Source organism: Catenisphaera adipataccumulans, assembly GCF_014202755.1.
In the GTDB taxonomy this organism is placed as follows: Bacteria; Bacillota_I; Bacilli_A; order Erysipelotrichales; family Erysipelotrichaceae; genus Catenisphaera; species Catenisphaera adipataccumulans.
Genome location: NZ_JACHHK010000007.1, coordinates 86,622 through 99,171, shown reverse-complemented (window position 1 = coordinate 99,171; position 12,550 = coordinate 86,622). Strand labels below are relative to the sequence as shown.

The 12,550-nt window shown below is 32.0% G+C and carries 11 protein-coding genes; all 11 read left to right on the top strand.

All coding sequences use genetic code 11. From position 1 onward, the window contains the following. Positions 1-954, top strand: a 954-nt coding sequence (locus HNQ47_RS08820) for an FAD-dependent oxidoreductase (RefSeq protein ID WP_183329035.1), incomplete at its 5' end; no start/stop codon positions are given. Positions 955-1,019: 65 nt separating this feature from the next. Continuing rightward, complete coding sequence (locus HNQ47_RS08815) at positions 1,020-2,024, top strand: glycosyltransferase family 2 protein (protein ID WP_183329034.1); 1,005 nt, start codon at positions 1,020-1,022, stop codon at positions 2,022-2,024. A gap of 402 nt (positions 2,025-2,426) precedes the next feature. Next, entirely contained in the window at positions 2,427-2,987 is a 561-nt protein-coding gene (gene efp, locus HNQ47_RS08810; protein ID WP_183329033.1) for an elongation factor P, read from the top strand. Between the two features lie 327 nt (positions 2,988-3,314). Beyond that, a complete protein-coding gene (locus HNQ47_RS08805; protein ID WP_183329032.1) occupies positions 3,315-4,133 on the top strand; it encodes a LicD family protein in 819 nt (272 codons plus the stop codon). 27 nt (positions 4,134-4,160) lie between these two features. Beyond that, positions 4,161-4,877 carry an IspD/TarI family cytidylyltransferase gene (locus HNQ47_RS08800; RefSeq protein ID WP_183329031.1) on the top strand — a complete coding sequence of 239 codons (717 nt, stop codon included), beginning with the start codon at positions 4,161-4,163 and terminating at the stop codon, positions 4,875-4,877. An 8-nt stretch (positions 4,878-4,885) separates the two neighbouring features. Next, a complete protein-coding gene (locus HNQ47_RS08795) occupies positions 4,886-5,962 on the top strand; it encodes an NAD-dependent epimerase/dehydratase family protein (protein ID WP_221248092.1) in 1,077 nt (358 codons plus the stop codon). Then, entirely contained in the window at positions 5,952-7,022 is a 1,071-nt protein-coding gene (locus tag HNQ47_RS08790) for a glycosyltransferase family 2 protein (protein ID WP_183329029.1), read from the top strand. The genes HNQ47_RS08795 and HNQ47_RS08790 overlap by 11 nt, the downstream gene beginning before the upstream one ends. 57 nt (positions 7,023-7,079) lie before the next feature. Beyond that, positions 7,080-8,561 (top strand): flippase, encoded by a 1,482-nt coding sequence (locus HNQ47_RS08785; protein WP_221248091.1) that lies wholly within the window; start codon positions 7,080-7,082, stop codon positions 8,559-8,561. Beyond that, complete coding sequence (glf, locus tag HNQ47_RS08780; protein ID WP_183329027.1) at positions 8,548-9,663, top strand: UDP-galactopyranose mutase; 1,116 nt, start codon at positions 8,548-8,550, stop codon at positions 9,661-9,663. Before HNQ47_RS08785 ends, glf begins: the two co-directional genes overlap by 14 nt. 28 nt (positions 9,664-9,691) lie before the next feature. Continuing rightward, a complete protein-coding gene (locus tag HNQ47_RS08775; protein WP_183329026.1) occupies positions 9,692-11,032 on the top strand; it encodes an O-antigen polymerase in 1,341 nt (446 codons plus the stop codon). Beyond that, the gene (locus HNQ47_RS08770; RefSeq protein ID WP_183329025.1) at positions 11,033-12,487 is read left to right on the top strand and encodes a hypothetical protein; all 1,455 of its coding nucleotides are present in this window, start codon (positions 11,033-11,035) and stop codon (positions 12,485-12,487) included. Positions 12,488-12,550 lie beyond the last annotated feature (63 nt).

Here is a 12,550-nt window from a genome sequence, read left to right as displayed (position 1 = left end):
GCCGTTGTCGGCGCCGGTCCGTCCGGACTGACCGCGGCCGGCGATCTGGCCAAGAAAGGCTATGAGGTCACGATCTTTGAAGCGCTGCACGAAGCAGGCGGTGTGCTGATGTACGGTATTCCGCAGTTCCGTCTGCCGAAAGAGATCGTACAGAATGAGATCGATCATCTGAAAGAGATGGGCGTCAAGATCATCACGAACTTCGTGGTCGGACGCACCGATTCGATCGATGCGATCATGGATGAAGGATATGAAGCCGTGTTCATCGGCTCGGGTGCCGGTCTGCCGCGCTTCATGAACCTGCCGGGCGAGAACCTGAAAGGTGTGTTCTCCGCGAATGAGTTCCTGACCCGGATCAATCTGATGAAAGCCTACAAAGAAGGATCGGATACGCCGATCTACCATCCGAAGAAATGCGTCGTAGTGGGCGGCGGCAATGTTGCCATGGATGCGGCCCGCTGTGCACGAAGACTGGGTGCAGAGGTACATATCGTGTACCGCCGGAGCATGGAAGAACTGCCGGCCCGGAAAGAAGAGGTCGAACATGCCAAGGAGGAAGGCATCGTCTTTGACCTGCTGAATAACCCGGTGGAAGTGATCGGGGACGAGAACGGCTGGGTCAAACAGGTCAAGTGCATCCGGATGGAACTGGGCGAACCGGATGAATCCGGCCGTCGGCGTCCGATGCCGATCGAAGGCAGTGAATTCGTGATCGATGCCGACTGCATGATCATGGCCATCGGTACGAGCCCGAACCCGCTGATCCGTTCCACGACGGAAGGACTGGAGACCAACCGGCGCGGCTGCCTGGTCGTGGATGAAAACGAACAGACGACAAGAGAAGGCATCTATGCCGGCGGGGATGCGGTCACTGGGGCAGCCACGGTCATCAGTGCCATGGGAGCTGGTAAAAAAGCAGCGTTTGCAATTGATAATTATTTAAATAAGAAATAAATTTATAAACAACTGTGTTCTACACAGTTGTTTTCAATAAACAATGGTTTAATGGAGTTACATGTATGAGTAAGATTTCAATTATTATTCCAGTGTATAATGGTGACAAAGTACTTTTCACAAATACCGTAAAAAGCTGTTTGAACCAGACTTATAAAGATATAGAAATATTAATAATTGATAATGGAAAAAATTCTGATATAGAAGAAATAATTAGTCAATTTAATCAGAATGATAAAATAAGGGTATTTAAAAATAAAAATCATACAGCTGCTTCTGGACGGAATATAGGTATACGGAATGCAATAGGAGACTGGTTATTATTTTTAGATGCGGATGATTATTTATCAAATGAAACATGTGAAACAATGATTGAAAAAGCAATATTTTATAATTCAGATTGTGTTATTTGTAATTATATTAGAGAATATCATGATCATTCAGAAAAAGTATATTGTTTCCAAGATGATAAAATATATTTAAGCAGAATAGATTATATAAAAGACATTTTAACTGTTCAAAAAGGTGTTGGATTCTGTTGGGGAAAACTAATAAAAAGAACTGCAGTATCTGATATTTTTTTAAATGAAAACTTAGAGTTGGCTGAAGATGCAGAATATTGTATACGACTTTCTCAAAATTTAAAAAATATTGTGGGTATAAAAAAATTTTTATTTCATTATATTTTTAATCCAAATTCTATTGTGCGAAGTTTTGATAATGAATATGCCAATAAATATTTGTTATCAATGAATATAATATATTCTGATTTAAATACAGAATTTAAGTCAAATCCAGCAATAATTAAGTATTATTATAACTTTGTTATTTATCATGTTTTACTTATACTCGTCAATTATTGTGCAAATCCAAAAAATAAGAATAAAATGAAATCACTTAAATTCGTTTTACAAAATGATGTTGTAGAAAAATCAATTAAATATTCATCATATGAAGACTTATCCTTTACTCGAAAAGTTCCTTTATTTCTTTTGAAGCATAAAATGAATTATTTGGCATTATTTGTTGGCAAAATCAGGCAATATCAATTTAAAAGATTTTCGCATTAAATCATCTTATTTAATTTACATATTAAGTGATTTTATAAATAAAATTCATTGTCCTAAAATTGATTTTTTCTTATAGTAGTGCAACGAATTTGTAAAGATCAATATCCATTCATAGATTTAAAGAAAAAGAATAAAATCAATAATGCATAGTGTAAGGGTTTACATAAAATAAAAATGATGATAATATGTATTCGGATAAAGTTTGAGATCAGGCTCAATCTCAAAAGCTGCACACATACATCCTTCCTTAAAATAAGTATGTGAGCCTATTTATTCATATCGATTCCTTTCGATACAAGTAAAAGGTGCCTTTTAGGCACCTTTTACTATGGCCGAAATCTTGACAAATGAAGATTATCCATTAGAATAAAATAGGTTATATGTAAAAAGGAGACGAGAAGAATGATTCAATCAAACGACTTAAAACCAGGTCAAACAATTAACGTAAATGGAGATATTTATGTTGTATTAGATATTTCTCAAAATAAGACAGCTCGTAGTGCTATGGTGGTTAAAGCTAAAGTTCGTAATTTACGTACAGGAAGTAACGTTGAATTATCATGGGGCGGCGGCGAAAAAGTAGAACCTGCTATGATTGAAAAAAAAGAAATGCAATATCTGTATGATACAGATGATGCCATGGTATTTATGGATAATGAAACTTATGATCAGATTGAAATACCAATGGATCGCTTAACTTGGGAAAAACAATTTATAAAGCCAGAAGACAATGTTAATATTTCTAGTTACGAAGGAGAAATTTTAGGAGTTGTTCTGCCAGATAAGGTTTCATTAAAAGTAGTAGAATGCGAACCGGCAGTAAAAGGCGATACAGCTACAAGCGCTAGTAAAAATGCTGTTTTGGAAACTGGTTTGGAAGTGAAAGTTCCTTTATTCATTAATCAGGATGAGACAATTGTAGTTAATACAAACGATGGAAAATATTCTGGACGTGCAAAATAGGATGGTTGAATAAACCATCTATTTTTTAGTGTAGCGATAAAGAATAAATATTTAAAATCACATTTTGATTTAAAAAATAATTTTTCTTGTAAATAAGAGTATCAATATTTTTCTATTAGTCATTTATTGCAATGCGTATCGATTCAACGGAAATTGAAAAATCGAAAATCAAAATCTTTATATTTTCTTTTCAATAAGAAAATTAATATATAAATTAATTTGATTTTATGATTTTATAAATGTAAATCTATATAAATTAAAAGCATTGTAATAGAAATATCTATATACTTTCTATTGTTGATAATTTTATTGAGTGAGGAAGAATATATGGAAAGATTATCAAAAAGATCAATACAATTAGCAGAATTAAACATACTTTTAGAATTTCAAAAGTGGTGTAACAAATATAATCTTAAGTTCTACCTTTGTGGAGGAACTATGTTAGGTGCTGCAAGGCATAAAGGATTTATACCGTGGGATGATGATATAGATGTATGTATGCCACGTCCTGATTATGAAAAACTAATCAAGATCAATAAAGACTTGAATGGTATTGATGATCGTTTTCAAATAGTATGTGATGAGCTAGGTAATTTTGATTTTCCATTTATGAAAGTTCTCGATTTAAATACATTTTGTGATATGGATTATTCCATAAAAACAAATTATGATCATTTGTGGATTGATGTTTTACCTGTAGATGGTTTACCTGAAAAAATGCAGGAAGTTGACCAAATATATAAAAAAGTTAATTTATACAGAAGATTGCTGTCTCTTTGTTTTGCAAAAGCAGGAAAAGGTAGTACAAAATTTAAAGCAGTTTCGAAATTCCTGTTAGTTCCATTTGCAAAATTAATTGGAAAGAAACGGTTACTTAAAAAAATAAATTATGAAGCTTCTTTGAATAAATACGAACTATCTAAGAATGTTGGGATTGTTACGTGGGGTTTATATAACTCTAATGAATTAATGAAAAAAGAAGATTTTGAAAAAACAGATGTTGTTGTTTTTGAAGGACACAAATTTTCAGTAATGTCATGCTGGAAATCGTACCTCGAAAATTTATATGGGGATTATATGAAATTACCACCAGTTGAAAAAAGAAAAGTACATAATATGATTGCTTATTATATAGATGCTGAATAAATACTTCATGATTAGGAGGAAAATATTATGAACATTGCAATAATAATAGCCGGTGGATCAGGTAAAAGAATGGGTAAAGATATTCCAAAACAGTTTATCAATGTTTTTGATAAACCGGTTTTAGTTTATACTTTAGAGAATTTTCAAAAGCATCCTCAAATTGATGCAATTGAACTTGTTTGTATTCAAGGCTGGGAAGACGTTGCTAGAGCATATGCTAAACAATATGGTATTACAAAACTAAAATGGATCGTTAAAGGCGGAAATACAGGTCAAGAATCCATTCGCAACGGTGTATATAATCTTGAAAATATATGTTCAGACGATGACACAGTTATAATACATGATGGTATTCGTCCTTTAGTCGATTCTGCAGTATTGTCTGATGTTATTGTAAAATGTAAACAATATGGAAATGCTGTAACTTCATTACCATATAATGAACAAATATTTTTAATCGATGATGAAATTTCGACAGTAAAATATATACCAAGAGAAACTCTGCGACGTGTTTCTACTCCTCAAGCTTATAAATTTTCTAAACTTGACTGGGCATATCATAAAGCATTTAAAGAAGAAATAGGTATTTATGGATCTTCTTATACAAATACTATGATGGTTGAACTGGGTGAAAGACTATATTTTGCTGAAGGTTCAGAACGTAATATTAAATTAACTACGCAAGAAGATTTGCAATTATTTAAAGCTTATATTTTATCTGAAAGAAATAGATGGTTGGATTAGGTGATTTGATGATTGAAAATACGTTATATATTGAAGATGTTAAGTTCGTTGCAGAACTTGATCTTCCTTGGAATCAACTGAAAAATAAAACGATTCTTTTAACTGGTGCAACAGGTTTACTGGGTACTTTTTTTGTAGATGTTGTGATGTATAGGAACATTTATTTTGATTTAGGATGTAAATTATTATTAATTGGCAGAAACATTGATAAAGCAAAACAGCGCTTTGAAAAATATTGGAATTCTGGTTTTCTAATCTTTTATACGCATGATATCAATTTGCCATTAGAAATCAATGAACAGAAGATTAATTTTGTGATGCATTTGGCGAGCAATACACATCCGCTGCAGTATGCCAACGAACCCATCAGTACAATAACTACAAATATTATTGGACTGAAGAATATGCTTGATTTAGCCGTGGATCACAATATTGAACGATTTGTATTTGCTTCATCAAACGAGATTTATGGTGAAAATCGTGGTGATGTTGAATTATTTGACGAGAACTATTGTGGTTACATAAATTCGAATACATTAAGAGCCGGTTATCCAGAAAGTAAACGTTGTGGTGAGGCTCTTTGCCAAGCGTACATCAAACAATACAATATGGATATTGTAATCCCTCGTTTTACACGTTCTTACGGTCCAACAATGAGAATGAATGATACAAAAGCAATATCACAATTTATAAAAAATGGAATAAAAGGTGAAAATATTGTTCTGAAGAGTGAAGGAAACCAATATTACTCCTATACCTATGTTTCAGATGCTATATCAGGGTTATTTACTATTCTGTTTTATGGTAAAAATGGCGAAGCATATAATATTGCGGATGAAGAATCGGATATTAAATTAAAAGACTTAGCGTCTTTGATTGCCAAAGATGTAAATACAAAAGTTATTTTTCAGCTACCCGATGATATTGAAAAATCTGGTTATAGTAAAGCTACAAAAGCGAGGCTGAACGGTAATAAATTAAAGCAACTTGGCTGGAAACCAAAATATTCCATCCAGGAAGGTATAGTTCGAAATATTAATATAATCAAAAGTATTTCTTTTAAGGAGTATTCCGATGAAGCCTAATAATGAAAATTATTCAGTTATAATTAGCGTAATAATACCATATTATAATGTTGAATTTTCCTTAGTTAGTGCTGCAGTTGATAGCGTCTTAAATCAAGATTTTTCTGATTATGAAATTCTTATTGTAGATGATGGTAGTCTGAAAAAATTTTCTTTAAGTTTAAATATGATTGAAAACAAAGATGATAGAATTAAGGTTCTCCATAAAACAAATGGCGGAGTGTCATCAGCAAGAAATTTCGGAATAAATTTTGCCCGTGGTAAGTACATTACTTTCTTAGATGCTGATGATGAATTAGCTCCTAACTATTTCAACAATGTGTCTGACATTTTAATTGAATCAGATTTTGATATGATTTTAAGCGGCGTTATTTATATAAAAAGTAAAGAAGCAAGTCTTCAAAACACATTAGCTACTCATGAGAATAAAATGCCTGATGACGTTTACATTTTGAATAAATTTGAAATAAATAAATTTAAATCAAATATGATTTTTATTACCAATTCAAATTATTTAAAAGATGGAGGATACTTTTCTAGAGGGCCAATTTCGAGAATGATAAAAACTGAATTACTAAAAAAAACACAGTTTAATCCATATCTTACAATTGGGGAAGATATTGAATGGAATCTAAGAATATTCAATGATTTAACATCATTATGTTTGATAAAAAAATCACTTTATCTTTATAAATATAGACCGACATCAGCAACTAATCAATTTAATCCAAATATTGTAGAAGAATTGGAAAAAACCTTATTGGAAATTAAGCAAAATATTGATTTAAATGATAATGAACAATTTATTTCTTATTCAAATTTACTTTTGGAATTTATTAATCAAATTTGTAAAAGCTACATACTAAATGATCAGGGATTTAAGGAAAAAGAAAAAATAAAAAAAGTCAAATATCATATATTACATGAATATCCATGGTACTTTTTGCAAACAGTAAATCCAAAACAAGCTACTGATAAAAAACAAAAAATAAAAATATTTTTATATAAAAATAAAACTATTTTTTTAGCACTAAAGCTTAAAAATTTATTTATTAAATGAAAATTTATTTGAGGAAAGATAATTAATTATCGATTCGTATTAATGAGGAGGAGACATATGCAACAAACTTCTGTAAAAAAGAATTTCATCATGAATGCGTTGCTGACAATGTCTTCATTTATATTCCCTTTGATTACATTTCCTTATGTTTCGACTATTTTATCGCCTTCTGGATATGGAAGTGTTACTTTTGCCACATCGGTGATCACTTATTTTTCAATGTTTGCACAGCTTGGAATACCAACATATGGTATACGAGCATGTGCACAGGTGCGTGATGACAAGGAAAAATTATCAAGAACAACGCAGGAATTATTTATTATTAACCTAGTAATGTCAATATTAGCATATATAGTCTTCTTTATTTGCTTGTTTACTGTACCACGTCTTGCACAAGAAAAGCCTTTGTTTTTAATAATAAGTTTATTGATTATGTTTAACTGTATTGGCATGGAGTGGTTATATAAAGGACTTGAGCAATATACTTATATTACGATCCGTTCTGTTCTTTTTAAATTTATTGCTTTATTGGCAATGTTTGCTTTGATCCATGCAAAAAGCGATTATATCATCTATGGTGCAATTTCAATTTTTGCATCATCTGCTTCAAGTTTACTAAACTTTATTTACGCAAGGAAGTTTATCATTGTAAGACCAGTAGGGCATTACAATTTCAAAAGACATTTACGACCTATTGGTATCTTTTTTGCAATGTCTTGTGCTACAACAGTATATACGAACCTTGATACGGTGATGTTAGGATTCATGAAGACAAATACAGATGTCGGATACTATCAAGCAGCTGTTAAAATAAAGACTGTTTTGGTTAGTATTGTCACATCATTGGGAACTGTCCTGTTGCCAAGAGCATCTTATTATATAGAACATAATGAAAAAGAACAATTTGAGAATATTACAAAAAAAGCACTGAATTTCGTTATATTGATTTCAATCCCTCTAGCAGTTTACTTTACTTTATTTGCTAGTGAAGGAATATATTTTTTATCAAGTCAAGATTATACAGGTGCGATTCGGCCAATGCAGATTATTATGCCAACATTAATATTTATTGGTCTGACAAACATTTTAGGAATGCAAATTCTTGTACCGACCGGCAATGAAATTTGTGTACTTTATTCTGAAGTTGCTGGGGGAATTGTTGATTTTATTATTAATTTGATATTGATTCCAAGTATGGCATCATCTGGCGCTGCTATTGGAACTTTAGTTGCAGAATTTGTCGTTTTAATTGTACAATTGCACTATACAAAAGATTTTGTTGCAGATATTTTTAAGTCATTTAATTATTTTAGAATTTTAATTAGTCTGGCTGCTAGTGTATTTATTTCTTCATTTTTCAAAGACTTACAGATATTAAACAGTCTGAGATGGAATAGTTTTTTAGTAATTGTTATTACTGGAATAATTTTTTTCGGTATATACGGATTACTTCTACTTTTAATGAAAGAACCATTTGTAATAGACATGAAAAATGATTTATTAAGACGATTCAAAGGAGAGAAACATGAAAAAGTATGATTATTTAGTTGTTGGAACAGGTTTATTTGGATCTGTATTTGCACATGAAGCTAATAAAAAAGGAAAAAAGATACTAATGGTAGATAAACGCCCAAATATTGCTGGAAATGTTTATACAGAAAAAATTGAAGGGATCAATGTCCATAAATATGGTGCACACATTTTCCATACCAACAATAAGGAAGTTTGGGAATATGTTAATCAATTTGCAACATTTAATCGATTCACGAACAGCCCAGTAGCAAACTATAAGGGAGAGCTTTATTCACTGCCATTCAACATGTACACATTCAATAAAATGTGGGGCGTTGTAACACCACAAGAAGCGGAGGCAAAAATTGCTGAACAACGCAAAGAAATTGATCATGAACCACAAAATCTGGAAGAACAAGCAATTTCTTTGGTTGGCCGAGATATTTATGAAAAATTAATCAAAGGATATACAGAAAAGCAATGGGGAAGGGACTGCACAGAACTACCGAGCTTTATTATTAAGAGGCTTCCTGTACGATTGACATTTGATAATAATTATTTCAATGCGTTATTCCAGGGAATTCCAGTCGGCGGTTACACAAAAATGGTTCAGAATATGATTGGAGATATCGAGGTGCGTTTGAATACCGATTATCTCGAACATAAAGAAGAGTTAGATGCGTTAGCTGAAAAAGTGGTTTATACCGGACCTATTGATGCCTATTTCAATTTTAAATTAGGTAATTTGGAATATCGATCGGTCCGCTTTGAAAACGAAGTATTGGATATTCCGAATTTCCAAGGAAACGCTGCCGTTAATTACACAGATCGTGAAACTCCATGGACACGAATCATTGAACATAAATGGTTTGAGTTTGGTAAAGATGTAGAGGGTAATGATCTACCTAAAACAGTAATTTCCCGTGAATTTAGCTCGGAATGGAAACCGGGAGATGAACCGTATTATCCGGTTAACGATGAAAAAAACAGCGCTTTGTTTGCAAAATATAAAGAATTAGCTGACAAAGAAAACGACGTGTATTTCGGTGGACGTTTAGGAGAATACAAATATTATGATATGGATGCAGTTATAGCATCTGCATTGAACTTTACTATAAAAATGCTTTAAAGGTTCTAGTTAATAAGGAGTGATGATATTGATTTATTTAATGTTTATTATTATTTGCATTCTTTTATATATAAGTTATAGATGGAATAATCGGAATGTTATTGCTCCTTCTTTTATTTTTACATTATCATTTATTCCCGCCACATTAATAGCATGTCTTTATAAATCTACCTGGACTTTAAATCTGCATATAAATACATTTTTAGTTATTACCGGTGGAATTCTAGAATTTATAATTGTATGTAAAATAGTTCAATATGCATTTAATCTAACTCATGAAACTGTAGGTGTCCATCAAAATAAATTCTTTATCCAGAATTCAATACCAAATATCATTACTTATGCAGTGTTATTGATTTGTATATTCACATTATTAATATCCTTAAAAGAAGAACTAGACTGGGCTGGGTTACCCATTACTTCAATTGTAGAAGCATCCAGAAAAGTAGATCAAACAAAATTCTCAAATGGAGATGGATTACAATTTTCAAATATGACTGAACAACTCAGAGCGTTTTTGACTGCATCTACTTATTTCTACGGACTACTTTTAGCGAATTATTTTGCAGAAAATAGAAAAATAAAGTTAAGCTATTTATTCATATTACTATGCAGTATTCCATCAAATTTAATGTTGGGAAGTCGTGGTGGTTTGATTTCATTAGCCATATGTATATTTGTATATTATCTTATCATTTTACAAAAAAATAAAAATAAAGAACAAATCATCACAAGAAAAATGTTTGTTGCGATATTTTTAATTGCAATTGTCTGCATGATATTATTTAAAGCAAGCGGACAGTTAATGCAAAGATCAATTGATAATCGATTAACAGCATTTGACTATTTGGCAATTTACATGGGAGCAGAAATTAAGAATTTAGATTTATTTCTTCAAGAACCGCGACGTATTTCTCGAATATGGGGTAGTCAAACATTTAGGTCTTTGGTCATTTCTATAGGCAAAAGAATTGGTTGGCTACACTCGAAGTATAAATTAGATCTTCCATATAGGAAAGTGAATGGATTCAATTTAGGTAATGTTTATACAGTTTTTTATCCATTTATTTATGATTTTGGTTATGTAGGATGCATTATTCTCGTAGCATTAATGGCCGCAATATCACAGATATTTTTTGAAAATGTAAAAAATTCAAAGAATTCATTTTCGTTCTTTATATGTTTTTTAATCTATGGTCACGTAGCTGCGAGCCTTATTATGTCATTTTTCTCCAATAAATTTTACGAAGAAAATTTCACATTTGCCATGGTAAAAATGATTATTATTTGGATTTTATGCTATTTGATTTATTACCATACCTCATCAAATAAAAAAATAGAAAAAATATTTCAAGAAAGGAATGATTAGATGCTTAAAACAAATGTAGAAACAAAGGTGCTTGAAAAGGATCGAACCGTTAGCATGAGAGCCTTATTAATTCGGCTTTTGTTGCGTTGGAAATCAATTATATTAATTGGAATTATCTTCGGACTCTGTTTTGGCGGAAAAAGTTACTTAACGCAAAAATCACAATTAGCTACATCAAATTCTGCTTCTGAGGAGTCCTTTGACAATGATTATGAAACATATTATGAAGACCAGCAAGATCAACTGATCAAAGCGTTAAACAACCGTTATAAATATTTGAAAAATTCCGTAAAGACAAATTTAGATCCTTATTCTACAAGTGCAGCTTCCGTCACATTATATATAAATTCTTCTTCGAATACACAGAATACGGATTCAGCGGCAGCTGCAGTTGAAAACGAAAGTGATTCAAGCTCAAGTTCAGACGAAACTTCTGAATCGAATAATCTTGAAGTCGTTTCCAGTGATTCCAATGTTAACACACTATTAACGACATTATCCAACTTCACAAAGTACGGATTGGATTGGGATTCCGTAAAAAATAAATACGACATCAACAAAGATGAGTATTTAAATGAACTTGTTGTCACACAGGCATCAGGAAACACATTCACAGTCACCGTATTCTTTAAAAGTGAAAAATCTGCGAATTACGTTCTCGATGACATTCAGTCTCAAGTCGAAGATAAATTTAATTCAACCGTAGAAAAAATGGGAGTATCTGGTTATTCGCTTGTCACCTTAGATAGGAGTTCCACTAAAGTTGTTGATAGTGATAATTTCACTTGGCTCAATAGCCGAATTACAGAAATTAATAACTATGTTACTTTGTTAGAGAACAACGGAACTTATTCGGATCAGGCAAATGCGGTTACTGCATCTTCTAAAATAACGTCAATTAGCAAGAAAAAAGTGTTGAAGCAATTTATTCTTGGCGGACTGGCCGGTGTTTTGATTGCAGTGATCTTGATTGGATTCTACTTGTTGCTTGCTGGTAAAGTTCTTTCTGCAAAAGAATTAACAGATTTCTATGAAATTCCTTCTCTAGCTGTTTTAGAGAAAAAATATAGAGGAAAATCTCTAAAAGGATTGAATAAGAAAATCATGCGTTTAAATGCAGAAGATCGAACCAATTTATCGATTGAAGATCGTCTCGATTTGTGTATCGATACAGTGACAAGAATAACCGATGCAAAGAAGATTGCTTTAGTTGGTGATACCAAAGCAAGTAAGATCATCGATCTTTCAGAAAAGATTCAATCCAGAACAAAAGACATTGAAATTGTCGCTTTGCCAAATGTCAACGACAGTGTACTGGAAAGAAAGAATTTGGATGAGGTAGATGCAGTCATTCTTGTTGCAGAATGTGAAGTATCGAAATATTCCGAATTAAATGAATTCTTTGATATTGCCGCAAATTACAGAAAAGAAATTATTGGTGCAATTACTTGTTAAATAAAAGAAGCCTTTATAAAAGGCTTCTTTTTTATTTCAACGGTGCGTATGTTCATTTCATTT

What these genes read in the sequence shown, in the direction of transcription:
- HNQ47_RS08815 (WP_183329034.1), top strand. Translation starts at nt 1,020, where the DNA reads ATGAGTAAGATTTCAATTATTATTCCAGTGTATAATGGTGACAAAGTA.
- efp (WP_183329033.1), top strand. Translation starts at nt 2,427, where the DNA reads ATGATTCAATCAAACGACTTAAAACCAGGTCAAACAATTAACGTAAAT.
- HNQ47_RS08805 (WP_183329032.1), top strand. Translation starts at nt 3,315, where the DNA reads ATGGAAAGATTATCAAAAAGATCAATACAATTAGCAGAATTAAACATA.
- HNQ47_RS08800 (WP_183329031.1), top strand. Translation starts at nt 4,161, where the DNA reads ATGAACATTGCAATAATAATAGCCGGTGGATCAGGTAAAAGAATGGGT.
- HNQ47_RS08795 (WP_221248092.1), top strand. Translation starts at nt 4,886, where the DNA reads ATGATTGAAAATACGTTATATATTGAAGATGTTAAGTTCGTTGCAGAA.
- HNQ47_RS08790 (WP_183329029.1), top strand. Translation starts at nt 5,952, where the DNA reads ATGAAGCCTAATAATGAAAATTATTCAGTTATAATTAGCGTAATAATA.
- HNQ47_RS08785 (WP_221248091.1), top strand. Translation starts at nt 7,080, where the DNA reads ATGCAACAAACTTCTGTAAAAAAGAATTTCATCATGAATGCGTTGCTG.
- glf (WP_183329027.1), top strand. Translation starts at nt 8,548, where the DNA reads ATGAAAAAGTATGATTATTTAGTTGTTGGAACAGGTTTATTTGGATCT.
- HNQ47_RS08770 (WP_183329025.1), top strand. Translation starts at nt 11,033, where the DNA reads ATGCTTAAAACAAATGTAGAAACAAAGGTGCTTGAAAAGGATCGAACC.